We start from the raw sequence: 26,659 nt of genomic DNA, 5'->3' as shown, positions 1-26,659 counted from the left end.
GAGGATGACGGGATGAGGCAGGGAGCGGTCGGCACGGTGCGGCTCGTCGAGCACGGCGGGCGGCGGCTGGTCGAGAAGCGCCTCTCCGATCCGGCGCGACACCTCAACGAAGTGCGGGCCCTTCGCGGGCTCGTCGACTCCGGGCTCCCCGTGCCCGAGGTGGTCGAGGAGCGGTCGGGCGTGATCCTCATGACCGCCCTCCCCGGTGCCCGTCTCGACGACGCTGACGCCGACGTCCGGATCGCGGATCTCCGGGCCTCGGCACCCCTGCTGCGCGCCCTGCACCGGCTCGACCCGCCGGACGACCTGCTTCCCGCGCCGGACGACGCGGCCATCATCGAGCGGTATCGCGCCGCCGAGGCGCCACGCCTCCCCCTGCTCATCCCACCCTCGTCCGGAAGCGTCTTCTGTCACGGCGACTGGACGGACGGCAACCTGCTCGCGCAGCACGGACGCATCTCCGGGATCGTGGACTGGGAGGCCGCACACCGCGGCGATCCGCTGCGGGAGCTGGCGCGAGCCGCGTGGGGAGCCGCACGGAAGGATCCGCGCTCGGAGCGGGCGCTCATCGACGGGTACGGTGCGGATCCCGCCCGCGTCCGTGCGTGGTACCCCGTGCACGCCGCCGAGCTGTGGCTGTGGTTCGCGGAAGCCGGCCCTCCGGAGTACCTCGCCGCGCTCACCGCGGACCTGGAGAGGTGGTCGGCCTGACACCTCACCCGGTGATTCCGGGTCCATCCCCTCGATGATCGGCAGCGGCGTGGCTACACTGGCCGCACAGGGGGAGGGAGTGTCCGCATGATCAACGAACTCGACGAGCAGCAGTCCTACGAGTTGCTGGCGACCACCACGGTGGGCCGGATCGGATTCGTCGACGACGGCCTGGTGCAGATCCATCCGGTGAACTTCGTCGTCTCGGGGCACGAGCTGCTCCTGCGCACCTCACCGGACGGCCACCTGGCGGCGCTGTCCCGCGAGGCGGCCACGGTCTCCTTCGAGGTCGACTACCACGATCCGATCGGCGGCCTGGGGTGGAGTGTGCTGATGCACGGGGTCCTGTCGCCGGTTCCGGAGGATCAGGCGGCCGGGGCGGCGGCGCGGGTGCACCCGTGGGCCGGAGACGACCGTGATCTCCCGCTGTCGTTCCGCATCGAGCGCATCACCGGACGCAGCGTCCGCCGCGACCCCCGCACCAGCGGGGTCTGAACGCGCCCGCCGTCCCGTTCAGGAGGCGAAGGCGAGACCGGCGGCGAGCGCGAATCCGAGGACGGTCGCCAGCCCCGTGGACTCCTTCGCCTTCGACTGCGCCTCCGGGACCATCGAATCCACCAGCATGACGAGCAGGGCGCCCGCGGCGAAACCGCTCGCCCCGGAGCGGAAGACCTCGCCGGTCACGCTCGCCAGGGCGAATCCGGCGACGGTGGCCGCCGCGCACAGCACGGCGACCCCGGCCCACAGCAGCAGCACCCTGCTCCGTCGCATGCCGCCGTCGAGCAGGTCGGCGGCGGAGCCGATGGACTCCGGGAGGTTCGAGACGAGGATGGCGACGACGAGCGCGATGCTCACCGGCTCCCCCGAGGCGAGACCGATGCCGAGCACGAGCTGCTCCGGGATCCCGTCGAGGAGCGCCCCCACTGCGAGCTGGCCTCCCCCGGCCTCGCCCTTCTTCCTGGCGGCTCTGGCGTCGAGGATGCGGGCGGCGATGTAGTAGCTGAGGGCTCCGAGCGCGACGCCGGTGACGAGGGGGATCGGACCACCGCGGTCGAGCCCCTCCTCCCAGAGCTCGAAGGCGATGGAGGCCATCAGGGCTCCGGCGCCGAAGCCCAGCACGATGCCCAGCCACCGCGGCGGCCACGTGCGCAGCATCGCGAGCACCGCGCCGACGAACAGCGGAGCCGCCGCGACGGCTCCCCACAGAATCGCTCCACCCATGCGCCCATCTTCCCGCCGACCCACCCCTTTCTGCGCGAGCCACCCCTCTGCGTGCGTCCGAAAGGGGCCGGAACACACGAAAGGGGGTGGGTCGCGCGCCGATAGACTGGGGGCCATGTCCAAGGTCCTCCAGTCCCTGCCCGTCGGCGAGCGCGTCGGCATCGCCTTCTCCGGAGGACTCGACACCTCCGTCGCCGTCGCCTGGATGCGCGACAAGGGCGCTGTCCCCTTCACCTACACGGGCGACCTCGGCCAGTACGACGAGGACGACATCGCCTCCATCCCCGGCCGCGCGCTGGAGTACGGCGCCGAGGCCTCTCGTCTCATCGACTGCAAGACGGCGCTCGTCGAAGAGGGCTTCGTCGCGCTCTCCTGCGGCGCCTTCCACATCCGCTCCGGCGGCAAGACCTACTTCAACACCACTCCCCTCGGCCGCGCGGTCACCGGCACGCTGCTCGTGCGTGCGATGCGCGAGGACGGCGTCGACATCTGGGGCGACGGCTCGACCTACAAGGGCAACGACATCGAGCGCTTCTACCGCTACGGTCTGCTCGCCAACCCCCGCCTGCGCATCTACAAGCCCTGGCTCGACGCGGACTTCGTCACCGAGCTCGGCGGTCGCCAGGAGATGAGCGAGTGGCTCGTCGCGCACGGCTTCCCGTACCGTGACTCGGCCGAGAAGGCGTACTCGACGGACGCGAACATCTGGGGTGCGACCCACGAGGCGAAGACGCTCGAGCACCTCGACGTCTCGCTGGAGACCGTCGACCCGATCATGGGCGTGAAGTTCTGGGACCCGTCCGTCGCCATCGAGACCGAGGACGTCTCGGTGACGTTCGAGGGCGGTCGTCCGGTCGCGATCAACGGCGTCGAGTTCAGCGACCCGGTGGCCCTGGTGCAGGAGGCGAACGCGATCGGCGGGCGCCACGGCCTCGGCATGAGCGACCAGATCGAGAACCGCATCATCGAGGCGAAGTCACGCGGCATCTACGAGGCCCCGGCCATGGCGCTGCTCTTCATCGCGTACGAGCGCCTCGTCAACGGCATCCTCAACGAGGACACCCTCGCCACGTACCACGAGCAGGGTCGCCGCCTCGGCCGCCTCATGTACGAGGGCCGCTGGCTCGAGCCGCAGTCGCTCATGCTCCGCGAGTCCATCCAGCGCTGGGTCGGCTCGACGATCTCGGGCACCGTGACGATCCGCCTGCGCCGCGGCGACGACTGGACGATCCTCGACACGGTCTCCCCGAACCTGTCGTACGGGCCGGAGAAGCTGTCGATGGAGCGCGTCGGCGACGCCGCGTTCGGCCCGGTGGACCGGATCGGCCAGCTCACGATGCGCAACCTCGACATCGCCGACTCCCGCGCGCGCCTGGAGCAGTACGCGGGCCTCGGCCTCGTCGGCGGCGCGACCGGCGAGCTCGTCGGCCGTGTGACCGCCGGCGAGTCCGCCGAGATCACCGAGTCCGTGCACGGCTCGATCTCGGAGGCTGACGAGAACCTCGCGGACGCGGTCGACACGGCCTCCGAGCGCGCGGCCTTCGACTCCGGCACCGACTGAGCGCACGGGGCGCCGCGGGCGACCGTGCACCCGCCCCCGTGATCAGGACGCCGCGGCGAGCGGATGCGCCGGCGCCACCGCGCGGTCGACGATCCCCGGCAGCACGTCGTCGAACAGCGCGATGAGGGCGGTGCGCATCGCCGCCGCGTCGCGTCCCGGCAGCACGACGGCGATCCGTACGACCGCGGCGCGCACGTCCGACCAGTCGAAGACACTCCCCGCGCGACGGGCGACGCACGCGAGAAGCGTCCCCAGGCTCCCGACGAGCTCGGCCCGCTCCGCGTTGCCCTCGATCCGCGCGAAGGCGACCGCGAGAGCGCGCAGGCCGTCGCCGAACGCGGAGCCGTCCCGCCACCGCACCGCCAGTGCCACGTCCTCGTCGAGCTCGTCCAGGTAGTCGAGGTCGTCCGCGTGGAGCACTGCCATCGTGCGTCGGACGGAGCCGATCCAGACGTCGCCGAACAGGGCCACCACGTCGCGCGCGCGGTCGCCGTCGAAGGCGGTCACCCACCGGGTGCCGTCGCGGCGCACCGCGATGAGTCCGACAGCGGCGAGGCCGTCCAGGGCACGGAGGACATCCGCCGGCGCGGCACCGAGGGCGGCTGCGAGCCCCCGCTCGTCCACCCGCGTGCCCGGCGCGAGCGCCCCCGAGACGATCGCATCCGTCAGCCTGCCCTGCAGGCCGCCGTGCCGATCCCCTCCCGCCGATGTCCCGCTCACCGCGCGTGCATCATCCTTCTTCTCGATCATGGCGTCCCCCCGCCGTTGCATGGACCGATCCCGCCGGAGCCCCGGTCCGGACCGGTCTCTCCACTGAGAATGCGCCGAAGCGCGACGCGTAACATAACACGACCTTCCCCGGAGGAGCCTCGGCGCCCGGCCTCGCGGTCGGTACGCTGCGAGGTTGCTGAGTTATCTTGCACAGTGCTGTGCATGTTATTACCATGGAGGGATGACCACTCGCGCCCTCCGTCGCGACGCTGCAGAGAACCGCGCCGGCATCCTGTCCGCGGCTCGCAGCGCCCTTGCCTCCGACCCGCACGCCTCCCTCGACGCGATCGCCCGGACCGCCGGCCTGTCGCGCCGCACCCTCTACGGACACTTCGAGGATCGGGACACCCTGATCCGCGAACTCGTCTCCACCGGCGCCCAGCGCTTCAATGCCATCGCCGCCTCCATCGACGACCCCGACGCCCGCCTCGCCCTCGCCCGACTGGCCGCCCGGCTCTGGGAGGAGGCGGCACACATCCAGGTCGCCGCCGCGCTCGCCCTCGACGAGGCGCACGTCGAGCACACCGCCGCCGCCCTCGCGCCGTTGCGCCGGAGCGTCGCCGCCCTCGTGCGGAGGGGACAGGAGGACGGCAGCTTCCGCACGGACCTCGCCGCCCCCACGCTCGCCCGACTGATCGAGGAGATGGCGCGCACCGTCGTCTCCCGCACCGACGCGCAGAGCAGTGGCGCCGGAGACGTCGCCGTCCGTGTCGTGCTCAGCATCGCGGGACTCTCCTGGCGCGAGGCGGACGAGCTGCTCACCACTCACCCGGACATCACCGCCGACGACCAGGAGGTCCGCGCATGAGGATCACACTGCACGATGTCAGCAAGGGTCGCGCCGGACAGGCGCTTCCCTCCATGAGCCTCGAGTTCCACTCGGGCGCGGTCCGCTACGCGCTCGCGGAGACCGAGCAGCGGCCGACCGTGCTCGGCCTCATCGCGAGCGGGCGGATGCGCCCGGACACGGGCCGCGTCACCATCGATGCGGCGGCGAGCCCGAAGGAACTGCGTCGCCGGGTCGCCCTCGTGGACGCGCCGGACGTCAGCGACCCGCATCCGGACATCACCCTCGCCGGGGTGGTCGGTGAGGAGCTGATGTTCGCCGGGCGCGGTGCGACCCCGCTCCACGCCCGACGCTGGCTCGGCCGGGTGGGATACCAGGAGCTCGCCTCCGTCCCCATCGGCTCGGTCGACCCGGCCGCCCGCGTGCGCATCCTGTGCGAGCTCGCGGTGCTCCGCGAGGGCGTCGAGGGCATCGTCCTCGTCGCCCCGGATCGTCACGGCGGCAGCCCGGACGGATGGTGGCGCATCGCGGCCGAGTTCGCGGACCGCGGCTACGCCATGCTCGTGATCGTCGGCGGTTCCGCCGCCGTCGCCCTCGAGCGCATGCACGAGTTCGATGCGATCAACGCGTCCGGTCCCGTCGAGCCGCTGGTCCTCGAGCGTCCCGACGACGAGGCCGTGACCGACGACGAGGCCGTGACCGACGACGACCCGCTGGCCGAAGACGAACCGCTGACCGAAGACGAAGTACGGTCCGAGGACGAAGCCCCGTCCGACGAGGAAGGAGAAACGCGATGAAGGTCCCCGCCATGATCGCCGCCGAACTCCGCCGCCTGACCGCGAGCCGGATGGGCATCCTCGCCCTCGTGGCCCTCATCTGCGTGCCGATCCTCTACGGCGGCCTCTACCTCTGGGCGAACCAGGATCCGTACGCGAAGTTCTCCGAGGTCCCCGTGGCCCTGGTGGTCGACGACGAGGGCGCTCCCGCCCCCACGACCGGCACCGAACCGGCGAGCGACGAGACGGTCAACTACGGGGAGGACGTGGCGGAGAACCTGATCGAGGGGAACGCGTTCGACTGGCAGCGCATGACCGAGGACGAAGCCGCCGACGCCCTGCGCCACGGCGCGGTCGACTTCACCGTGACGATCCCGGCCGACTTCTCCACCGCCCTCACCTCCGCGGCGGGCGACGACCCGCACCAGGCCAGGATCGAGCTGGAGACCAACGACGCGAACAACTACCTCGCGTCGTCGATGGGATCGCAGGCCGTCGAGAAGATCCGCAGCTCCGTCGCCGAGATGGTCGGCAGCGAGGCCGCGGAGCGACTGCTGACCGGCCTCAGCGACGTGCGCGACAACCTGGTCTCCGCGACCGACGGCGCCACGCAGCTCGTCGACGGCGCGCGCAGCGCCGCCTCCGGGAGCACGACGCTCGCCGACGGGACGGCGAAGCTCGCCGACGGCTCCGCGCAGCTCGCCTCCGGGGCCCGGACGCTCGCCGACGGCGCGCAGCAGGTGAGCGCGGGCAACCGCCAGCTCGCCGACGTCGCCGACCGGGCCGGAGCCGCGGTGCAGGAGGCGACGGACGCGCTGCCGCAGGTGCGCTCGGACATCGCCGACCTCCTGACGGAGCAGGGACTCGCGCCCGAGGAGATCGACGAGGTGCTCGCCCGCCTGGATCCGCTCGGAACCCGGATCGAGGAGGGCAACGCGCAGGTGCAGGACGCCGTCGGCAAGGTCGACCAGCTCGCCGCCGGTTCCGCCTCGCTGGCATCGGGGGCGAGCGAGCTCGCCGGCGGCGCCGGCACTCTCGCGACGGGCGCGGCCGCGGCGAACTCGGGCGCGGCCCAGCTCCGCGATGGCCTGAAGACACTGTCCTCCGGGACCGCGGAGCTGCGGGACGGGCTCGCCGACGGTGTGCAGGCGATCCCCGCCTCCACCCCCGACCTGCGCTCCCTGCAGGCCGACACGATCGCGGACCCGGTGAAGGTCTCCAGCGACAAGGTCGCCTCCGCGGAGGACTACGGCGCCGGCCTCGCCCCGTTCTTCGCCGCCCTCTCCGCGTGGATCGGCATCTACGCGCTGTTCCTCATCGTGAAGCCGATCTCCCGCCGGGCCGTCACGGCGCTGCACTCCCCGATCCGGATCACGCTCGCGGGCTGGCTGACGCCGGCGATGCTCGGCGCGGTGCAGATGCTCGGCCTCATGGGGATCCTGGCGCTCACGCTCGGCTTCACGTTCGATCATCCGCTCGGCACGCTCGGGGTGATGATGTTCGCCTCGGCCACGTTCGCCGCGATCATCCTCGCCCTCAACGTCTGGCTCGGGTCCGTGGGGCAGTTCCTCGGCCTCGTGCTCATGGTGCTCCAGCTCGTCACAGCGGGCGGGACGTTCCCCTGGCAGACACTGCCCGCTCCCCTCGCCGCGCTGCACCACGTGCTGCCCCTCGGCTACGTCGTCGATGCCATGCGCCAGCTCATGTACGGCGGGGACTACGCGAGAGCCGGCTGGGACCTGGCTGTGCTGGGCGCCTGGCTCGTCGGGGCCCTGCTGCTGGCGATGATCGGTGTCACCCGCATGACGCACCGCCGCACGCTGCGCGATCTGCAGCCCAGCCTCATCGGCTGACCCTCCCGCTCGCCGCGGACCATCCCGCGGCGAGCGCGGGGCGGCTATGATGCGAGAGCGCGTACCCGTGAAACGCGCACTGGGGCTCGGTGGGACTGAGTCTCACCTGGCTACCCGAAAGAGTTCTCGACGATGATGACCGATTCGACGGCGTCCGCCGTTTCCCCGCGCCCCTCCCTCGGCGCTCGCATCGGACGCCTCGCGTTCCTCGTGGTCGCCGCCCTCGTGGTGGTGGCCGTCGCGGGCGCGTTCTTCGTGACCTGGACGATCCAGCGCTCCTTCCCGCAGACCTCCGGCTCGACGACGCTCGAGGGGCTGAAAGCGGAGGTCACGGTGCAGCGCGACGCCAGCGGCGTCCCCACGATCACCGCCGACTCCTCGGACGACCTCTTCTTCGCCGAAGGCTTCGTGCACGCGCAGGACCGATTCTTCGAGATGGACTTCCGCCGGCACGTCACCTCCGGCCGAGTCGCCGAGCTGTTCGGCGCCTCCCAGGCCGGCACCGACGCGTTCCTGCGCACGCTGGGCTGGCGCACGACCGCCGAGGCCGAGGTCGAGGCGATGGACGACGTCACCCGCGGCTACTACGAGGCCTACGCGGACGGCGTCAACGCCTACCTGTCCTCCCGCTCGGGCGCGGAGCTCTCGCTCGAGTACGCGGTCCTCGGGCTGCAGAACCCCGACTACGATCCGGAGCCGTGGGAACCCGCGGACTCGGTGGCGTGGCTGAAGGCGATGGCCTGGGACCTCCGCACCAACGTCGAGGACGAGACCGAGCGGGCGCTCCTCGCGGGGCAGCTCGCCGAGGACCCGCAGGTCGATGTGGAGGCTCTGCTCGGCACGCTCTATCCGGACTACCCGTTCGACCGGAACCCCGTGATCGTGCCCACCATCTCCACGGTCCCGCCGCTGGAGACCGGCGCTGAGCCCGCCGCCTTCACCGTGCCCGAGGGCGACGACGAGGCGCAGCAGGCGCTCACCACGGTGGAGTGGGAGGAGACGTCGTCCGTCATCGAAGCGGCGAGCGTGCTCGTCGGCGACGTCGGCGAGGGGATCGGCTCCAACTCCTGGGTCGTCTCCGGGGACCTCACCGCATCCGGGATGCCGCTGCTGGCCAACGACCCGCACCTCGGCGCCTCGCTCCCGTCGGTCTGGTATCAGGTGCAGCTGAAGTGCTCGACGGTGGACGAGGACTGCCCGTTCGACGTCGGCGGGTTCTCCTTCTCGGGGCTTCCGGGCATCGTCATCGGACACAACCAGCGCGTGGCGTGGGGCTTCACGAACCTCACCACCGACGTCACCGACCTGTACGTCGAGCGCATCGAGGGCGACTCCTACTGGCGCGACGGCGAGCTCGTGCCGCTGGAGGAGAGCACGGAGACCATCGAGGTCGCCGGCGGGGACGACATCGAGCTCACTATCCGCTCCACCGTGCACGGACCGATCATCTCCGGCCTCACGGATGACTTCACCGGCATCGCGGACGACCCGACGCCGGGGCTCACCGCGGAGGGCGCCGTTCCGACCGCTCCCGGCTCGGATGCCGCCGAGTACGCGGTGAGCCTGCGGTGGACGGCGCTCGACCCCGGCACCACCGCGACGGCGATCTTCGCGCTGTCGACCGCCCAGGACTTCGAGGACTTCCGCCGCGCGGCCTCCCTGTTCGACGTCCCGGCGCAGAACCTCATCTACGCCGACGTCGACGGCAACATCGGCTACCAGACCCCCGGCCGCCTCCCGATCCGCGGTGCCGGCGACGGCTGGATGCCGCAGCCCGGGTGGGACAGCAGCTACGACTGGACCGGGTACATCCCGTTCGAGGAACTGCCGGTGTCGTACAACCCCAGCTCCGGATACATCGTCACGGCCAACAACGCCATCGTGACCGACGACTACGAGCACTTCCTCTCCCGAGACTGGGACCAGGGATACCGCGCCGCCCGCATCGCCCACCTCATCGAGCGCCGGGCCGCGGCCGGGCCCCTGACGGCCGACGACATGCGGGACATCCAGATGGACGGCGAGATGTGGATCGGCACGCAGCTCGTCGCCGCGATGAAGGACATCGAGGTCGAGGGAGCGGGTCCGCAGCAGGCCGTCGAGCTGCTCCGCGGCTGGGACGCGCAGAACAGCGCCTCGTCGGCGGGCGCCGCGTACGCGAACGTGCTCTGGTCGAACCTCGTGCAGAACATCTTCGCCGAGCGCGAGCAGCCGCTGCCGATCGACGGTCAGGGCCGGCTGTTCACCGTCGTCGGAGCGATGCTGGAGAACCCGGCGGACCCGCTGTGGAGCAACCCCCAGCTCGATGTCGAGGGCCGGGACGAGATGCTCGCACTGTCGGCCGAAGAGGCGTACGACGAGCTGTCCGCGCTTCAGGGCACGGACGTCGCGCGGTGGAACTGGGGCGATCTGCATGCCCTCACCCTCACGAGCGACACGTTCGGCTCGTCAGGCATCGCCCCGATCGAGGCCCTCTTCAACCGTGGTCCGTATCCGGTCGGCGGCGGCGCCTCCGTGGTCGATGCGACCGGGTGGCAGCTCGGCGTCTCGTACGCCACAACCACCGTGCCCTCCATGCGGATGGTCGTCGATCTCGCCGACTTCGACGACTCGACGTGGATCCACCTCACCGGAGCCTCAGGGCACGCCTTCCACGAGCACTACGTCGATCAGACCACGGACTGGTCGACGGGGGTGCAGCGGTCGTGGGCGTTCACACCGAAGGCCGTCAAGGCGGCAGCGGTCGACACCCTGACGCTCACGCCCGCCGGCTGAGAGGAGCGTGGAGAGTGCTCGGCTAGCGTGGACAGGTGCCCACCAGCTACCTCGCCCCGAAGGGGACGCCGGCCACCCTCCTGGAGTTCGAGCACGGAGGAGCGACCCTGATCGCCGAGACCTTCGGCGACGGACCGCCCACCTACCTCCTGCTGCACGGCATCGGCATGGGGCGCAGCGTCTACCTCGACCTCACCCAGCGACTGCAGGGGCGGGTGATCGCGCTCGACCTCCCCGGCTTCGGCGAGGCGCCTGAGCCCACACGCACCCTGACCATGCAGCGGCACGCCGATCTGGTGGCCGCCTACCTCCGGTACGTCGACGCGGACCCGGTGGTGGTCATCGGGCACTCGATGGGGAGTCAGATCGCCGCAGAGCTCGCCGCCCGGCATCCCACCCTCGTCGCCGGAGTCGTGCTGGCGGGTCCGACCGTCGACAAGGCCGCCCGGAACGTGGGCGCCCAGGCGCGATACCTGCTGCAGGACCTCGTGGGCGAACGACCGCTCGTCATCTGGCGCGGTGCCCGGGAGTACCTTCGCGGCGGCCCGCATCTGATCCGCAAGATGCGCGCGACCATCGTGCACAAGCCCGAGAAGGCCTTCGTGCGCATCCAGTGCCCGGTGCTGGTGCTGCGCGGGGAAGACGACCCGCTGGCGCCGATGAGCTGGTGCCAGGTCATCCTCGACGCGATCCCCGGCGCGGAGCTCGCCGTCATCCCCGACCACGGCCACGGCACCCTCATCAGCGACTCGGAGCCCGCCGCCCGCCTGATCGAGGCCTTCGCCGCCCGCACCTAGCCTTCGAATCGCTGCCCGCGCCCCTCGGGTCCGTCGACCGTTCATAGCTCAGGAGATCGCGGCGCGTTGGGGCGGTTCGGCGGCCGAGGCAGGCTGCGGCTGCCCTTTCTCCTGAGTTGTGAACGGCGAGCGCCGACGAGCCGGGGCCCGAGCGCCTCGATAACCTCCCGCAGCGCCTCTCGCGTGCCTGCGGGGTCGGAGAGGATGTCAGCGGCGAGCGGCCGGATCGTGACATAGCCGAGACGAGCGGCCGCCATGTCCCGCGCACGATCCCGCTGCTGCTTCGCCCATCCCTCGTGAAAGGCGCGGCTGTCGCACTCGACGATCAGCCATCCATCGACGACGAAGTCGACTCGACCCACGCCGGGGATGTGGACCTGTGTCTCGAATGAGGCACCGAGCGACCGGAGGAGGAGCCGCACGAAGGTCTCCGGCCCCGACTCGGATGACGCGTCGGCCAGGGCGAGCACCGCGCCGAACCGCGGCGGCAGCCGAGCGAAGATCGCGCGCAGTTCGTCCATCGTGACGAGGCGCTGATGGAGGAGGCTGTCCAGGGTGGCCACCGACGCCCGAGGCGACTGGCATCGGACGGCATGCCGTACGGCCGCATCCAGGGACGTGACGTGCAGCGTACTCGCTGCGCCGTCCTCTGCCCAGTGCACCCTGTGAGCCTCCGCGTCTCGACGCCCCAACCGCGAGCGATGGGGCTCGACCTGCACGTGCACACCGTGGGCCGCGAGCACGAACACCCCGAGCATCTGGAGAAGGGAGACGCAGGTGACGCGACCTCCGATCCGCACGGCCTCCGCGACGACAGGATCCACATCCGGGCGGGCGTATCGGTCCCGGCGCAGTCGCAGAAGCCGCCCGCTCCGCACCAGGGCGGTCAGCTCGCGCCCCCTCAGCCCCGCGGAGCGAAGATCCGCTCGACTGAACACCGTGGAGTCGAAGACCTCTGCTGCGCGCTGGGGTCCGGAGTGGGCGATCACATCCCGGAGGATGCCCGGCGCGACACGGCGGGACGGGGAGTGAGGCCGGATGTGGAGTGGCCGCTCCGGATCGCGAGGCGGTGGAGGAGAAGTGGGGGCCGCGCACGGCGTTCACAATTCAGGAGAATCCGTCCCCCATCCGACCTGAGCGCACGCGCGGCCCGATGACGCCGCAGATCTCCTGAGTTGTGAACCGACAGCGGGCGGACCGGCTACGTCGGCGCCGAGGCGGTCAGCCGGCGGCGGGAGGGGTCTGCTTCGACTCGGCGAGCTCGTCGACGACGAGACCCCGCTGCTCGATCGTGCCGTTGCGGTAGGCCTGGCGACCGACCATGTGCGCGGACAGGGGGGCGGTCGCGAACTGCATGAGCACCACGGGCGCCACGAGCACGAGACCGAACAGCACGCCGCCGATCGACCGCTGCGACAGAGCGATCGCGACGCAGATCAGCAGCAGCCCGAGCACCTGGGGCTTCGTCGCGGCGTGCAGTCGCGTCGGCACATCGCGGAAGTGCAGGAGCCCCACGGAGGCGGAGAGGCAGAGGATCGCCCCGAGCAGGATGAGGACGAGCACCGCCACATCGACGACGGCATCCGGGATCATCAGACCGAACACGTTCATGGTGTCGTGTTGTCCCTTCTCGCGACGAACCGGGCGACCGCGATCGACCCGAACACGCCGACCGCCGCGATGATGAGGAGCACGGGGATGTTGCGGGTGTGGCCGTTGATGGCCATCTCGGCGCCGAGCACGCACATGACCTCGGTCAGCAGCACGTCGGCAGCGACGGCGCGGTCGAGGATCGAGGGGCCGCGGACGATGCGGATCACGGCGAGGATCGCAGCCACGGCGAACACGGCGAGGATGATGAGGAGCAGGGTGTTCATCGGGCACCGCCGATCGTCGCGGGGTCGATGCGGCCGACGCGCTCGTCCGCCTTGAGCGCACGGTACTGGGTCGGGTTGCCGAGCGCCCGGACGATGCGCTTCTCCCAGCCGAGGACGCCCTGCCGCTGCTTCTCGACGTCCTCCTTGCTGCGCACGCCGATCACGTGGAGATAGAGGATCCCGCGGTCGCGGTCGGCCTCGACGACGAGGGAGCCCGGGATGAGCGACGACACCACGGCGACGTGGGTCATGACGAGGTCGTCGGCGTAGCGGAGGGGTACCGCGACGATGGCGGTACCCGGCTGGCGACGGAAGTCGAACACCTGCGCCGTCACGGAGAGCGCGCCGCGGAGGATCGCGAACAGGAACTGCACGACGAACAGGGCCCCGTACCAGAGGTTGACGCGCCCCGAGAGCTCGACCGTGGGGAGGCGGAACACCCGCGTCACGAAGATCGCCACCACGAGTCCCGTGAGGAAGGACAGCACCGTGAACTGGGCCCACAGCAGCATCCACAGCACGATCAGCCAGGCGAGGAACGGCAGCTGCATGCCGATGTCCCGCCAGACGCGCTTGGTCTCGGGCCTCATCCCTCCACCTCGTCTTCCAGCTGTACGAGGTTGACCGGCTGCAACAGGCCCGCCCCGATACGGTCGCACAGAGCGTACAGCGGTCCGGCGAAGATCGTCAGGGCCAGTGTGACGGTGACCATGCCGGCGGTGGCCATGGTCATGATCCTCGGGATGTGCCGGCGCTCCTGCTGCTCATCCGCGGCGGGGGCTCCGGTGAGGTAGGAGATGCGGCCCTCGGTCTCGGTCGAGTCCTCCTCCTCGCGCCAGAAGGCGAGGTTCCAGGCGCGCATGAGCGCATACAGGGTGAGCAGCGAGGTGATGATGCCGCCGAAGATGAGCACGATCATGAGCGGCGTGCCCACGGAGGCCGCGGCCTCGAACAGGGCGAACTTGCCGATGAACCCGGAGAACGGCGGCAGACCGCCCAGGTTGATGGCGGGGATGAAGTACAGCAGCGCGATGACGGGGGCGATCTTCAGCAGGCCCTTGACCCTCAGGATCGACGTGCTGCCCGCCCGACGTTCGATGAGTCCCACCGCGAGGAACAGGGTGGTCTGCACGACGATGTGGTGGACGATGTAGTACACGGTCGCGCCGATGGCGGCCGGGGTCGCGATCGCCAGACCGAAGATCATGTAGCCGACGTGGCTGACGAGCGTGAACGACAGGATCCGCTTGAGCTCGGCCTGCGCGACGGCGCCGAGGACACCGACGACCATGGTCGCCAGCGCGATGATGAGCAGCAGGGTGTCGATGCTGTTCGAGGCGAACAGCTGCGTCTCGGTCCGGATCAGCGCGTACACGCCGACCTTGGTCAGCAGGCCGGCGAACACGGCGGTGACCGGCGCGGGGGCCGTCGGGTAGGAGTCGGGCAGCCAGAACGACACGGGGAAGATCGCGGCCTTGATCCCGAAGGCGACCACGAGCATGAGGTGCAGGACGAGCTGCGTGTCCTGTGGGAGCTCCGACATGCGCTCGGCGATCTGGGCCATGTTCACCGTGCCGAGGGCACCGTAGATCATCGCGATCGACGCGAGGAACAGGATCGACGACACGAGCGAGACGACGATGTAGACCGCCCCGGTGCGGATGCGGGACTCGGTGCCGCCCAGGGTGATGAGCACGTACGAGGCGACCAGGAGGATCTCGAACCCGACGTACAGGTTGAACAGGTCGCCGGCGATGAAGGCGTTGAAGATGCCGGCGGCGAGGATCAGGTACGAGGGGTTGAAGATCGAGATCGGGGTCTCGTCCGCACCGTCCGCGACGCCCTGGCCGATGGAGAAGAGGAGGACCGCGAGCAGCACGATGCTGGAGACGAGCACCAGCAGGGCGGCGAGGCGGTCGACGTAGAGGACGATGCCGAAGGGCACCGGCCACCCGCCCACGGAGACCGCGAGGGGGGAGCCTGCATCGACGACGACGAGCAGCACGGCCGCGATGACGGACACGACCGCGAGCGTGGCGACCGTGACGAACACCTGCAGGCGCGCGTTGCGACCGAAGACGAGGGTGATCGCGGCACCGAGGAGCGGCAGGGCGACGAGGAGGGGGACGAGCGTGGTCATGGCCTGCCCTCCCCGTCTGTCGTGTCGTCGTCCCGGTCCGCGTCGGCCTCGTCCGCGCCGTCGGGTTCCGGCTCCGGCTCGGGCACGTACGGCGCGTCGTACGGCGCGTCATCGTGGATCGCCGGGTTGTCGCGCATGTGCAGGACGGTGATGGGCGCGGTCTGCACGCCCACGAAGTCGGTCGTGGCGTCGTCGTCGTCCGTCTCGGACTCGTCGTCCATGAGGTCTTCGTCTTCGTCGGTGCGCTCCCGCAGCGCGATGTCGGCCTCGTCGTCCTCGACCGTGTCCGCCTGACCGAGCTGCCAGGAGCGGTAGATGAGCGCCAGCAGGAAGGCCGAGACGGCGAACGTGATGACGATCGCGGTGAGCGTCAGCGCCTGGGGCAGCGGGTCGCTCAGGTCGCCCTCCGTGCCGAAGAACGGTGCGTTCCCCGGTACGCCCATGACGATGAGCAGGAGCAGGTTCGTAGCGTTCCCGAGCAGGAGGAAGCCGATGAGGACGCGGGTGAGGCTGCGCTCCAGCATCGCGTAGACGCCGCAGGCGAAGAGCACGGCCATGATCGCGATGAGGGCGAGCGAGACGTCCATCAGCCGTTCCCCCCGGTCCTCGAGGAGAAGTCGACGGCGGTGCTCTCACCGGGGCGGAGCGCCGCCTGCCGGTCGACCTCGGCGCCGAGGCTGCGGAGCACGTCGAGGACGAGTCCGATCACGACGAGGTAGACGCCGATGTCGAAGATGGTCGAGGTGACGAACTCCATATGCCCGATACCGGGGATCTCCCACTCCCAGAAGGTGCTGGTGAGCGGCGCCATGCCGAAGAACAGCGGCACGACGGCGGTGCCCACGGCGAGGATGAGGCCCGCGCCGAGGAGTCTTCCGGCATCGGTCGGCGCGGCGGCGCCCAACTCCCAGCGGCCTCCCGCGATGTAGCGCATCACGAGGGCCATGCCCGCGACGAGCCCGCCAGCGAAGCCTCCGCCGGGGAGGTTGTGCCCGGCGAAGAGCAGGAAGATCGACACCACGATGATCGTGTGGAACAGGATCCGGACGATCACCTCGAGCAGGATCGACCGGTTCTCCGGCTTCATCTTCTGGCCGCCGACGAGCCAGGCGCGCGGTGCCGAGCGGTTCTCCGCGGTCTGGAAGCGCACACCGTCCGTGGTCTCCACGAGCGGCCGGCTCCGTGCCGACTTCCGCACCGAGCGGGGCAGGGTCTTCGTGGCGGCGAGCAGGTCGGCGCGGTGGGTCACGAAAACGAGAGAGGCGACACCGGTCGCGGCGAGCACGAGCACGGACAGCTCGCCCATCGTGTCCCAACCGCGGAGGTCGACCAGCGCCACGTTCACGACGTTCTTGCCGTGGCCGATCTCGTACGCGATCTCCGGGAAGATCGCCGAGATGGGGTCGGCCACGCGGGACTGGGTCGCGACGACGGCGACGAACGCCATGGTCAGGCCGACGCCGACCCCGAGGAGGGCGCGCGGGATGCGGCTGACGGAGGCGTTGTGCTCGCCCATCCGCGCAGGAAGGCGGCGCAGCACCAGGGCGAAGGTCACCATGGTCACCGTCTCGACGAGGATCTGGGTGAGCGCGAGGTCCGGTGCTCCGCTGGTCGCGAAGAGGACGACCATGCCCAGGCCCGTGACGGAGGCGAGCACGACGCCGGTGTAGCGCTTGCGGGCCCGCACGGCCACGACGCCGGCGACGGCCATGATCGGGGCCACGGCGAGCTGAGCCGGCGTGTGCCAGAGCGAGAGCTGATAGCGGTCGATGTCGCTCGCCACCAGCGCGGTGACCTCGGCGGCGACGAAGACGACGAAGATCGTCCCCACGTAGACGGGCAGCGAACCCCGCTGGGTGAGCGTGGTGCTCAGCACCGAGAGCCGGTCGATGCCGCGCATCACCACGTAGTAGGCGTCGGCGGCCGTGAACGGCAGCAGTCGCGGACGACGGTCCCACCCGGTCCGGCGGGTGAGGAGGAAGAGGCCGATGCCGAGCAGGATCGACAGGATCGAGATGCCGAGAGCGGGTTCGAGGCCGTGCCAGAGCGCGAGGTGTCCCGGGCCCTCGACGGCCGCGCCCTCGTGGTCGAGTCCGGGGGTGGCGGTCAGCGCATAGGGCTGCAGGGCGACGTCGAGGGCCGGGGCGCCGATGCCCGCGGCGAGCGTCACCCCGGCGAGGATGATCGGTGCCGAGAGGAAGCCGACCGGCGGATCGGGCCAGACCGTGTCGGGCTGCCGCTGTCCATCGGCGTCGCGCTTGGTCCAGAACGCGCCCCAGAGGAAGCGGACACCATATGCCGCGGTGAGCATGGATCCGAGCGCGACGCCGATCAGGGCGACCAGACCCCACACGGAGCCGCCCAGCGCATCATCCAGCAGCGCCGTGAGCGTCGACTCCTTCGCCACGAATCCGATGGTCGGAGCCACCCCGGCCATCGAGGCCACGGCGATGAACGCGGCCGTGGCCATGACTGGCGCCTGCCGGCCGACGCCGGAAAGTTCGGTCACGTCACGGGTGGAGAGCTGGCGGTCGATGACGCCGACGATGAGGAACAGCGCCGACTTGAACAGCGCGTGCCCGATCACCAGCGCGATGCCGGCGAGGGCGGCCGCCTGCGTGCCGTAGCCGACGACGACAGCGAAGAAACCGAGCTGGCTCACCGTGCCGAACGCGAGCACACGCTTGAGGTCGGTCTCCCGCAGCGCCTGGATGCCCCCGAGGAGCATCGTGAGGATGCCGAGGGTGAGCACGATCGGCCGCCACGTCGGGCTGAACGCGAAGATGGGTGCGAAGCGGGCGATGAGGTAGATGCCGGCCTTCACCATGGCCGCGGCGTGCAGGTAGGCGCTGACCGGCGTCGGGGCCGCCATGGCGCCCGGGAGCCAGAAGTGGAAGGGGAAGAGCGCCGATTTGCTGATGGCGCCGATCAGGAGCATGACGATCGCCGCATCGACGATCGGACCGGTCGGCGCGATCGCGAGGATCTCCCGGATGCTCGATGTCCCCGCGTCGACGACGAGGAGCACGACGCCGACGAACATGACGAGTCCGCCGAGCGTAGTCACCAGGAGCGCCTGGAGCGCGGCACGTCGGCTGGCGGCGCGGCGTCGGTAGTGGCCGATGAGGAGGTAGGAGAGGATGCTCGTGGCCTCCCAGAACATCACGAGCATCACGAGGTCGTCGGTGAGGACGAGACCGTACATCGCGCCGGCGAAGGCGAGGAGGACGCCCGCGAACTGCCCGATCCCGGCCGCCTCGTCGTGGAAGTACCAGCGGCAGTAGAGCAGCACGAGCGCGCCGACGCCGGTGACGATGAGCGTGAGCACCCACCCGAGGACGTCCATGTTCATGGACAGGTTCAGCCCGAGCTGCGGGATCCACGGCACCGAGACGAACGGGACCGGACCGTCGAGCACCTGCGGCGTGAGCACGAGGGCGTGCACGAACGCGGCGGCCGGGACGAGGGCGGCGACGGCGAAAGCCTGAGCTCCCAACCAGCGCACCAGAACGGGCATCAAGAGCGACCCGAGAAGGAACACTGCGAGGAGCATCAGCATATACGCGGCTCCTCGGGGGCTCGTCGGCCGTACGGCTCAGGCGGGCGGTGTCCGTCCAGTTTACCGGGCCGAGGCGCCTGTCGGCTCCGCGAGCTTCGAGATCGCGTGTCAGAGTGGTCGCATGCGGCGGGTCCGGGGGCGGGAGCTGGCGGGGTGGGTGGCCGCGCTGGGACTCGCGCTGATCGTCGTCGGATACCTGGCGTCGTCACCCCGGTCGACGCTGATGTTCGACGACGGGGACTCGCTGATCGTGGCTCTGGTCGCCCGATCGATCCTGGACGGCGGCGGGGGCGACTGGGCGATGTCCAGTGTGCTCTTCCTTCCTGAGATCGCGGTGTTCACGGCCCTCGACGCCGTGCTGCCCTTCGACGTGGACGGCGTGCTGGCGGCCAACGCGGTGGTGAACGTGCTCGCGCTCTACGGGGCGATCCGCCTCGCCGCCGGTCGGCGCGTCGAGGGTCGGGCACCGGTCGCCTGGTCGGTCGCGGCCCTCGCGACGTTCTGTCTCCTCATCCTCACCGAGTCGTCGACGTCGCGCGACGCGCTCGAGCTCGCGTCGCTGATGCTGACGACCACGTACTACTCGGCCACGGTCGTGGGCGTGCTCCTCGCCGTGGCTCTGTGTCGGCGCGTCCTCGACGACACCTCTGGAGGCGTGACGCCAGTGATCGCCCTCGGTGCGGTCGCGGCGGTCGCGACCATGAGCAATCCGCTGTTCGCCGCATGGGCCACGGTGCCGCTCTCCCTGATCCTCGGCGCTGTCTCCCTCGCTGCGCCCCCAGTCCGGCGTCACGCGCCGGCCTTGATCGGGGCCCTGGTCGGGGGCAGCGCTCTGGGCTTCCTCGGTCGCATTCCGTTCTCGGCATGGATCGCGAACTCCGGCGCGGGCTACGTGCAGCCCTCGGAGTGGGCCCACGCCGTCGAGTACTACGCGGGACTCGCGATCGAGCGCCTGTCCACCCCCGGCGGCGTGCTGGCCGCGGTCGTCATCCTGACGCTGACGGTGCTCGCGATCGTGCGGACGGCGCACGCGTCGGACAGCGGCATCCGCCTCGTGGCGATGGCAGCCTGGGTCCTCCCGCTCTTCGTGATCGTCGGCGGCATCGCGGCGGGAACCCACGCGGCCCGGTACCTGCAGCCGCTCGTGTTCGCCCCGATCCTCGCCCTCGTCGCACTCCCGCGCGTCCGGATGCCGCGAGCCGCGGTGACTCGCGTCGTCCCCACCGTCGTCGCCATCGCCCTCCTCGTCGGCAGCGCGGCGGCCGTGCCGCGCATCGTGCAGGCGGCGAGCGCGCCCGACCGCGATCTCGCCTGCGTGACCGACTGGGTGGACGCGTCGGGGCGCACCGGTGCGGGACAGTTCTGGACGGTCCGACTGCCCAAGCTGCACGCGTCGGATCCCGCCCGGCTCGTGCAGGTCGACCACGAGCTGCACGGCTACGCCTGGCTCGTCGACCGTCGGGACTTCGCCGTGGGTGCGGTGTCGTTCCTCGTCGAGGACACGCAGACCGTGCCGTGGAACCTGCCGACCACCGCGGAGCCCACCGCCCTCGTCGAGTGCGGGCGGTACCGCATCCTCGACTACGCGCCGGCGACGCTTCCCCTCGGGCCCGCGCGTTCGTGACCGGTGCGCGCTGTCAGCGCGAGGGGGGCGGTGCGGTCGTCGTGCCGGCACGGAACACGCAGTGCAGGTCCTGGGTCACGCCCGGCTCCCCGCGCAGCATCCGGGCGACCTGCTCCCCGGCGGCCCTGCCCTTCTCCACCGCGGGCTGCACGCTCGTGGTGAGGGTGAGATCGCCGAGGCCGTCGAGCGGGATCCCGTCGAACCCGGCGACCGAGAGGTCTTCGGGGACACGGAGTCCGAGCTCCTCCGCGGCGCGGATCACACCGACGGCGAGCAGGTCACTCTGCGCGAGCACGGCGGTCGGCCGGGTGGCGGGATCGGCCAGCAGCATCCGCCCGACGAGGATGCCCTCGTCGATGAGGCTTCCGGAGGCCGAGATCGCCGGGGCGTCGGGGAAGATCTCACGCATCCCGGCGAGACGGTCGACCGTCACGTCGACGGTCGCGTTCGCCAACCGCTCCGGCGTGATGAGGGTGCGCTCGCGCTCCGCGTCCAGCGAGAGGGTGACGAGCGCGACGTCCTGATGACCGAGGTCGCGCACGTGACGGGCGATGTCCGCGGAGGCGGCGACGTTGTCCAGCGTGATGCGCGGCACATCGAGCCCCGCATCGCCCTCGATGACGACGACCGGGAGACCGCGTCCGAGCACGATCTCCAGGGACGCGCGGGTGCGCCCGGAGCATCCGATGAGCACCACGGCGTCGACGGGAGCGCTCGCGATGGCAGAGCCGTCCTCGCCCGGCTCGTCGCGCATGAGGAGGATCCCGGCGCTGAGGTCGGCCAGGCCGTCGGTGAGGCCGTCCATCATCGCGGTCGTGACCGGATCGAGGAACGCCGCGCGCAGATGTCCCTCCAGGACCACCGCCACGATGCCGCTGCGCCCGCGCCGGAGGGAGGCGGCGCGGGGATCGGGGCCGGCGTAGCCGAGGTCGGTCGCGGCGGCGAGCACCCGGTCCCGGGTGGCGGGTGCGACCTTGGCCTTGCCGCTGAAGACGACGGACGCGGTCGAGGTGGCGACCCCCGCCTCGCGAGCCACATCGGCGATCGTGGGCCGTCGCGGCGTCTCCCTGGTCATACTCCGAGGATAGCCCGGTTCCGTCACCGAAGGTCGAATCGATTCGATAGGCTGTCCGCCATGGACACCGCCCTCACCCGCTCGCAGTTCGTGCGCTGGCGCACCGCGATCTTCGCCATCTTCCTCGCCAGCGGCCTCTCGATCGCGACCTGGGCCTCCCGCGTGCCGGGGATCAAGGAGGCGCTCGACCTCGACAACGCGCAGGTCGGCCTCATCCTGCTCGGCATGGGCGTCGCGTCCATCCTCGGCATCTCCACCAGCCCCGCGGTGATGGCGCGGACCGGCGCGCGACGCGGCATGCTCCTGGCGATGCTCACGTTCGCGACCGGCATCGCGCTCGTCGGCCTCGGCGCCACCGTCTTCGGGTCGGTGCCTGTCGTGCTCATCGGCATGGTGCTCTTCGGTTTCGGCAACGGCTGCGTCGACGTGATGATGAACGTCGAGGCCACCGCCATCGAACAGCAGATGGGCCGCACCATCCTGCCGGTCTTCCACGCGTTCTTCAGCTTCGGCACCGTGCTCGGCGCCGGTATCGGCGCCCTCGCCGCGGCGCTCAAGGTCGACGTCGGCACGCACGCCGTCTCGATGGGCGTCCTCATCGCCGCGATCGCCGTCGTCTGCTTCTTCCAGGTGCCGGTGCGCGAGGCCGCGCTCGACCCCGAGGACCACGAGAAGCCCCCGTTCCGTCAGCGGATGCACACCGCCCTCGAGGCCTGGCGCGAACCCCGCACCTACCTGCTGGGAACCGTCATGCTCGGCATGTCCTTCGCGGAGGGCGGGGCCAACGACTGGATCGCCCTGGGCACCGAGCAGGGGCACGGGTTCGCGGAGGGCACGGGGGCCGTCGCCCTGGCGGTGTTCTCCGTCGGGATGACGGTGGTGCGCCTCTTCGGCGGACCGCTGGTCGACCGGTTCGGCCGGGTGCTGGTGCTGCGCATCCTGGCCGCGACGGCCGCCACCGGAATCCTGCTGTTCATCCTCGCGCCCACACTGCCGCTGGTCCTCGTCGGCGCAGCCCTGTGGGGCATCGGCGCGTCGCTCGGCTTCCCCCTCGGCATGTCGGCGGCGGCGGACGACCCGGCCAAGGCCGCCGCACGGGTGAGTGCGGCGGCGACGATCGGCTACGTGGCGTTCCTCGGCGGCCCTCCCGTGCTCGGCGTCATCAGCGAGCACATCGGGCTGCTCAACACGCTCTTCATCCTCGTCGCGCTCGTGGTGCTCTCGGGCCTGTTCTCCGGCGCCGCCCGGCCGCTCCGCACGGAGGAGAAGGCTCCAGCGGTTCCAACCACCGAGCGCTGACCTCAGTCCTCGACACCGCGCACCAACGCGGCCGCGTGTGACCGGCTACGCGCCCCGAGCTTGGTGAGCACGTTCGACACGTGGGTCTTCACGGTCGGCACCGAGATCTTCAGGCGCGCGGCGAGCTGGGCGTTCGACCACCCCTGCAGGATCCCGTCGAGGACGTCCCGCTCCCGCGGCGTCAGTTCCGGGAGCACGAACGTCGTCATCGGCGGCGGCTCCGAGGCGGACGCCGCCACCGCGGCGAGCGCACGCCGGGTGACCCGCGGGTCCAGCGCCCCCTCTCCGGCAGCGACAGCACGCACGGCCTGGACGAGGGTCGGCGCGTCGACGGTCTTCAGGAGGAAGCCGACGGCCCCGGCGCGGATCGCCGCGAGCACGAGCTCATCCTCGTCGAAGCTCGTCAGCACGAGGACATCTCCCAGTCCGCGCTCCACGATCTCGCGGGTGGCCGAGACCCCGTCACGTCCCGGCATGCGCAGGTCCATGAGGACCACGTCCGGCCGGAGCGCCGCCGCGTTGCGGACCGCGACCTCCCCGTCGGCCGCCTCGCCCACCACGGCGATGTCGTGCGTCTCCAGCATGATGCGCAGGCCCGCCCTGATCGCGCCGTGGTCGTCGGCGAGCAGCACGGTCGGCGCGGTCATGCCCGCACCTCCACTGGCAGTCGTGCCTCGACCAGCCAGCCGTCGGGCTCCGGTCCGGCCCGGAACGTCCCGCCCAGGGCGGTGATGCGCTCCCGCAGCATCTGCAGCCCCCACCCGTCGCCGCCCTGCCCGGCGGTCGCGGTCGGCGCCCCGCCTCGCGACCGCACCGCGACGCTGGCCGCCCCGTCGGCCGGACCGATCGTGACCTCGACCACCGCGCCGTTGGCATGGCGAACGCAGTTTCCCAGCGCCTCGCGCACCACCCGCACCACCGCCTGCTCCCCGCCCCCGCCGAGCGCGCCCGGATCGTCGACGGCGAGCCGCACGTCCAGCCCCGAGCGCCGGGCCTCGGCGGCGAGGCGGTCGAGGTCGGCCCACCCCGGCGTCGGAGCGAGCGCGCCGTCGCCGCGGCGCAGCACCCCGATCATCGTGCGCAGGGCTCCGTGCGCGTCCAGCCCGGCATCCCGCACGGCCTGCAGCGCGGCACGGTCGTCCGACCGGTCCGGCGGAGCAGCGAGCGCCGCCTCGGCCCGGATGGCCATCGCCATCACGTGCCCCGCCACCACGTCGTGCAACTCCGTGGCCATGGTCTCCCGCTCGCGCTGCACCGCCTGCACCCGGTCTCTGGCGGCGGTCGCCGCGGCGTCTTCCGCCCGCTGACGGTGCAGCTCGGCCAGCTCGTGCGCCTGCGACACCGCCACCGCCCACCAGTAGTCGGTGCCGAAGATCGCTCCGAACTGCACGCCGAATAGCAGCGCGACCGGTGGTTCTGCCCCCGAGATGAGCAGGGCGGCGAGGAAGAGCGCGATGGTCGCCGTGCCCAGCAGCACCAGCAGCACGCGGCGCCCACGCGGGCCGGCGAGGAAGGCCGCGGTCCACATCACGTCCAGCAGCACCACCAGCGTCCCGACGCCGCCGACGGTGACAAGGTCGGTGACGAAGAGCACGGTGACGAGGGCCAGCACGGTCCACGGGTGCCGACGCTTGCCGAGGGCCAGAGCGCAGGCGGGGATGGCGAGCACCAGCGCCCACCACGGCGAGACGTCCTCGGGCAGCAGCGAGAAGGGCCCCCAGATCCCGTGGAACCCGAGAGCAGCCATGATCGTCGCGAGGACGGCCATGCCGACGGGGTCCACCCACCATCGGTGCCGCCGGTACCAGGCGGCGGGCCCTCCGTCGGCCGGATCGTGCATGCCCTCATGCAACCACGGCCCGCACTCCGTCGCATCCGACCAAAGGATGAGGGGGGTCTGAACGACCCCCGACTTTCGCCCGATCCGCGTTCGCCCAGGGGTCGGGATCGTAAAGGCATGGAACTCTTCGGTGGGCTGCCGCTGCCCCTCTCCCTCGCCGTGCTCGCGCTCATCGACGGTCTGAGCGTCGGGACACTGCTCATCCCGGTCTTCCTGCTGCTGCACCCCGGGCGTGTGCGCGCCGGGCGGATCCTCCTCTATCTCGCGACGATCGCCGTGTTCTATCTCGTGGTCGGACTCCTCTTCCTGTGGGGGCTGGTGAACCTCGTCGACGTCGCCTCCGACTTCCTGGGCTCCCCGGCGGGAATGATCACCCGCCTCGTCGTCGGCGCCGCCCTCCTCGTCACGGCGTTCGTGATGCCGACGAAGCCCGCCGAAGCAGCGCCGGGCGGGGCGCCCATGGCCGCCGTCGCGACGCCGGATCCCGGCATGCCGGGCAGAGACCCCGTGTCGGCATCGGGCGCGCAGATGCAACCTCCCGCTCCGTCCGCCGCCACCGCGACGGCCGCGCCCCGGCCCGGACGGATCACCCGCTGGCGGGAACGGCTGCTCGACCCGAAGACGCGCGGGTTCGCGGTCATGGCCGTCGCCATCGCCGCCGGCCTCGTGGAGGTCGCGACGATGCTCCCCTACATCGTGGCGATGACGATGCTGGCGGACGCCGGCGTCGACACCTCGCTGCGGATCCTGTCCCTGGCCGGATACTGTGCGCTCATGATCGCGCCGGCCGTCGTGCTCCTCGTGCTGCGACTGGTGGCGGCCCCGCTCGTGCAGCGGCCGCTGGAGCGCTTCGCCTCCTGGATGGAGCGGACGGGCGCGGAGAACACCGCCTGGATCATCGGCATCATCGGCTTCCTCATCGCCCGGTCGGCCGCCACCGAGCTCGGGCTCTTCGGCGCGATCTTCTGACAGCGACCACGGCGACGACGAAGTAGGCTCGTCGGGTGCGTCTCGTCATCGCCCGCTGCTCGGTCGACTACACCGGTCGGCTCAACGCCCATCTTCCGCTCGCCACCCGCCTGCTCGTGCACAAGGGTGACGGGAGTCTGCTCGTGCACTCCGACGGCGGCAGCTACAAGCCGCTGAACTGGATGAGCCCGCCGTGCGTGCTCGCGACCGAGGAACCGGGCGAGGAGGAGGCCGGCGCCGGCGTCGTCGAGGTGTGGCGGGTGACCCACAAGAAGACCGGCGATGCCCTCCGCGTGCAGATCTACGAAGTCATCCACGACTCCAGCCACGAGCTCGGGATCGACCCCGGGCTGCAGAAGGACGGCGTCGAGGCCGACCTGCAGCGCCTGCTCGCGGAGCAGGTGGACCGCGTCGCCGAGGGTGCCACCCTGGTGCGTCGCGAGTACCCCACGGCCATCGGCCCGGTCGACCTGCTGGTGCGCGACGCCGACGGCGTGGCGATCGCGGTCGAGGTCAAGCGCCGCGGCGACATCGACGGCGTCGAGCAGCTCACCCGCTACCTCGAGCTCCTGGGTCGCGACCCCCACCTCGCTCCGGTGCAGGGCGTGTTCGCCGCCCAGGAGATCAAGCCGCAGGCCCGCGTCCTCGCCGAGGATCGCGGAATCCGCTGCCTCGTGCTCGACTACGACGACATGAAGGGCATCGAGTCGGGCATCCCCCGCCTCTTCTGATCCTCAGCGCGTCGAGACCAGGCGCGGCTGCGGACCCTCGAGCCGCGCGATCGCGATCTTCACCTCGGTGAGCTCGTGCTCGATCCGGTCGAACTTCGCGTCCTGGATCGCGAACCTCGCGTCGACCTTCGTCTCCATCGCGGCGAACCGCGCGTCCATCCGACCGATCATCCAGCCGAACCCGCTGATGATCGCGACGAGAGTCGTCGCGGCCGTCGCCAGCATCGTGATGACTTCCACCGACACGTACATGCCCCCATTCTCACCCGTGATCCCGCCGCTGTCACGACTCT

The 26,659-nt window shown here is 71.1% G+C and carries 25 protein-coding genes; 12 read left to right on the top strand and 13 right to left on the bottom strand.

The features are described 5' to 3' along the window. Window positions 1-12: 12 nt before the first annotated feature. Window positions 13-711, top strand: a complete 699-nt coding sequence (locus tag RI211_RS00370) for a phosphotransferase family protein (RefSeq protein WP_315636811.1) — start codon at window positions 13-15, stop codon at window positions 709-711. Window positions 712-798: 87 nt separating this feature from the next. Next, entirely contained in the window at window positions 799-1,206 is a 408-nt protein-coding gene (locus tag RI211_RS00365) for a pyridoxamine 5'-phosphate oxidase family protein (RefSeq protein WP_187662849.1), read from the top strand. 18 nt (window positions 1,207-1,224) lie between these two features. Here the strand turns inward: RI211_RS00365 and RI211_RS00360 are convergent, their stop codons facing one another. Beyond that, window positions 1,225-1,932, bottom strand: a complete 708-nt coding sequence (locus RI211_RS00360; RefSeq protein WP_259954122.1) for a ZIP family metal transporter — start codon at window positions 1,930-1,932, stop codon at window positions 1,225-1,227. Window positions 1,933-2,047: 115 nt separating this feature from the next. Here RI211_RS00360 and argG point away from each other — a divergent pair, with 115 nt between their 5' ends. Next, entirely contained in the window at window positions 2,048-3,493 is a 1,446-nt protein-coding gene (argG, locus tag RI211_RS00355; protein WP_025105204.1) for an argininosuccinate synthase, read from the top strand. 42 nt (window positions 3,494-3,535) lie between these two features. Here argG and RI211_RS00350 read toward each other — a convergent pair whose 3' ends face one another. Further along, window positions 3,536-4,243: a GntR family transcriptional regulator gene (locus tag RI211_RS00350; RefSeq protein ID WP_315636810.1), complete on the bottom strand. Its 708-nt coding sequence runs from the start codon at window positions 4,241-4,243 to the stop codon at window positions 3,536-3,538. Window positions 4,244-4,445: 202 nt separating this feature from the next. Here RI211_RS00350 and RI211_RS00345 point away from each other — a divergent pair, with 202 nt between their 5' ends. The 5 genes from RI211_RS00345 (at window position 4,446) to RI211_RS00325 (ending at window position 11,252) form a co-directional block, all read left to right on the top strand. Next, window positions 4,446-5,072, top strand: coding sequence for a TetR/AcrR family transcriptional regulator (locus RI211_RS00345; RefSeq protein ID WP_315636809.1), 627 nt, complete (start codon window positions 4,446-4,448; stop codon window positions 5,070-5,072). Then, window positions 5,069-5,848, top strand: a complete 780-nt coding sequence (locus RI211_RS00340) for a hypothetical protein (RefSeq protein WP_315636808.1) — start codon at window positions 5,069-5,071, stop codon at window positions 5,846-5,848. Before RI211_RS00345 ends, RI211_RS00340 begins: the two co-directional genes overlap by 4 nt. Continuing rightward, window positions 5,845-7,680 carry a YhgE/Pip family protein gene (locus tag RI211_RS00335; RefSeq protein WP_187662843.1) on the top strand — a complete coding sequence of 612 codons (1,836 nt, stop codon included), beginning with the start codon at window positions 5,845-5,847 and terminating at the stop codon, window positions 7,678-7,680. The genes RI211_RS00340 and RI211_RS00335 overlap by 4 nt, the downstream gene beginning before the upstream one ends. 135 nt (window positions 7,681-7,815) lie before the next feature. After that, on the top strand, window positions 7,816-10,455 hold the full coding sequence (locus RI211_RS00330; protein ID WP_410505982.1) for a penicillin acylase family protein: 2,640 nt from the start codon (window positions 7,816-7,818) through the stop codon (window positions 10,453-10,455). 35 nt (window positions 10,456-10,490) lie between these two features. Next, the gene (locus RI211_RS00325) at window positions 10,491-11,252 is read left to right on the top strand and encodes an alpha/beta fold hydrolase (RefSeq protein WP_315636806.1); all 762 of its coding nucleotides are present in this window, start codon (window positions 10,491-10,493) and stop codon (window positions 11,250-11,252) included. A gap of 41 nt (window positions 11,253-11,293) precedes the next feature. Here RI211_RS00325 and RI211_RS00320 read toward each other — a convergent pair whose 3' ends face one another. The 7 genes from RI211_RS00320 to RI211_RS00290 all read right to left on the bottom strand — a co-directional run bounded on the left by RI211_RS00320 (window position 11,294) and on the right by RI211_RS00290 (window position 18,828). Beyond that, window positions 11,294-12,076, bottom strand: coding sequence for an endonuclease domain-containing protein (locus tag RI211_RS00320; RefSeq protein WP_315714461.1), 783 nt, complete (start codon window positions 12,074-12,076; stop codon window positions 11,294-11,296). Between the two features lie 397 nt (window positions 12,077-12,473). Further along, complete coding sequence (gene mnhG, locus RI211_RS00315; RefSeq protein ID WP_071328007.1) at window positions 12,474-12,863, bottom strand: monovalent cation/H(+) antiporter subunit G; 390 nt, start codon at window positions 12,861-12,863, stop codon at window positions 12,474-12,476. After that, window positions 12,860-13,129 carry an MrpF/PhaF family protein gene (locus RI211_RS00310; RefSeq protein WP_187662839.1) on the bottom strand — a complete coding sequence of 90 codons (270 nt, stop codon included), beginning with the start codon at window positions 13,127-13,129 and terminating at the stop codon, window positions 12,860-12,862. The genes mnhG and RI211_RS00310 overlap by 4 nt, the downstream gene beginning before the upstream one ends. Further along, on the bottom strand, window positions 13,126-13,719 hold the full coding sequence (locus RI211_RS00305; RefSeq protein WP_315636804.1) for a Na+/H+ antiporter subunit E: 594 nt from the start codon (window positions 13,717-13,719) through the stop codon (window positions 13,126-13,128). Before RI211_RS00305 ends, RI211_RS00310 begins: the two co-directional genes overlap by 4 nt. Next, on the bottom strand, window positions 13,716-15,269 hold the full coding sequence (locus RI211_RS00300) for a Na+/H+ antiporter subunit D (protein WP_259954137.1): 1,554 nt from the start codon (window positions 15,267-15,269) through the stop codon (window positions 13,716-13,718). Before RI211_RS00300 ends, RI211_RS00305 begins: the two co-directional genes overlap by 4 nt. Beyond that, on the bottom strand, window positions 15,266-15,856 hold the full coding sequence (locus tag RI211_RS00295) for a Na(+)/H(+) antiporter subunit C (RefSeq protein ID WP_232089137.1): 591 nt from the start codon (window positions 15,854-15,856) through the stop codon (window positions 15,266-15,268). The genes RI211_RS00300 and RI211_RS00295 overlap by 4 nt, the downstream gene beginning before the upstream one ends. Beyond that, entirely contained in the window at window positions 15,856-18,828 is a 2,973-nt protein-coding gene (locus tag RI211_RS00290) for a Na+/H+ antiporter subunit A (protein WP_315636803.1), read from the bottom strand. Before RI211_RS00290 ends, RI211_RS00295 begins: the two co-directional genes overlap by 1 nt. Before the next feature lie 121 nt (window positions 18,829-18,949). Here RI211_RS00290 and RI211_RS00285 point away from each other — a divergent pair, with 121 nt between their 5' ends. Further along, on the top strand, window positions 18,950-20,452 hold the full coding sequence (locus tag RI211_RS00285; protein ID WP_315636802.1) for a hypothetical protein: 1,503 nt from the start codon (window positions 18,950-18,952) through the stop codon (window positions 20,450-20,452). A gap of 13 nt (window positions 20,453-20,465) precedes the next feature. On the opposite strand, the gene RI211_RS00280 is transcribed toward RI211_RS00285, so the two are convergent. After that, window positions 20,466-21,527: a LacI family DNA-binding transcriptional regulator gene (locus RI211_RS00280; protein ID WP_315636801.1), complete on the bottom strand. Its 1,062-nt coding sequence runs from the start codon at window positions 21,525-21,527 to the stop codon at window positions 20,466-20,468. Window positions 21,528-21,587: 60 nt separating this feature from the next. On the opposite strand from RI211_RS00280, the gene RI211_RS00275 reads away from it, so the two are divergent. Next, complete coding sequence (locus tag RI211_RS00275) at window positions 21,588-22,826, top strand: MFS transporter (protein ID WP_259954142.1); 1,239 nt, start codon at window positions 21,588-21,590, stop codon at window positions 22,824-22,826. A gap of 2 nt (window positions 22,827-22,828) precedes the next feature. Here RI211_RS00275 and RI211_RS00270 read toward each other — a convergent pair whose 3' ends face one another. Both RI211_RS00270 and RI211_RS00265 read right to left on the bottom strand, forming a co-directional pair. Further along, complete coding sequence (locus RI211_RS00270) at window positions 22,829-23,473, bottom strand: response regulator (RefSeq protein WP_187662830.1); 645 nt, start codon at window positions 23,471-23,473, stop codon at window positions 22,829-22,831. Then, window positions 23,470-24,666, bottom strand: a complete 1,197-nt coding sequence (locus RI211_RS00265) for a sensor histidine kinase (protein WP_315636800.1) — start codon at window positions 24,664-24,666, stop codon at window positions 23,470-23,472. The genes RI211_RS00270 and RI211_RS00265 overlap by 4 nt, the downstream gene beginning before the upstream one ends. 117 nt (window positions 24,667-24,783) lie before the next feature. Here RI211_RS00265 and RI211_RS00260 point away from each other — a divergent pair, with 117 nt between their 5' ends. Next, the gene (locus tag RI211_RS00260; protein ID WP_315636799.1) at window positions 24,784-25,635 is read left to right on the top strand and encodes a GAP family protein; all 852 of its coding nucleotides are present in this window, start codon (window positions 24,784-24,786) and stop codon (window positions 25,633-25,635) included. A 35-nt stretch (window positions 25,636-25,670) separates the two neighbouring features. After that, on the top strand, window positions 25,671-26,366 hold the full coding sequence (nucS, locus tag RI211_RS00255) for an endonuclease NucS (RefSeq protein WP_060923428.1): 696 nt from the start codon (window positions 25,671-25,673) through the stop codon (window positions 26,364-26,366). A gap of 3 nt (window positions 26,367-26,369) precedes the next feature. On the opposite strand, the gene RI211_RS00250 is transcribed toward nucS, so the two are convergent. Further along, window positions 26,370-26,618 carry a response regulator gene (locus tag RI211_RS00250; RefSeq protein ID WP_315636798.1) on the bottom strand — a complete coding sequence of 83 codons (249 nt, stop codon included), beginning with the start codon at window positions 26,616-26,618 and terminating at the stop codon, window positions 26,370-26,372. Window positions 26,619-26,659 lie beyond the last annotated feature (41 nt).

Origin of the sequence: Microbacterium meiriae (assembly GCF_032364335.1) — a bacterium.
Lineage (GTDB): Bacteria > Actinomycetota > Actinomycetes > Actinomycetales > Microbacteriaceae > Microbacterium > Microbacterium meiriae.
This window is presented reverse-complemented; position numbering and strand designations above follow the sequence as displayed.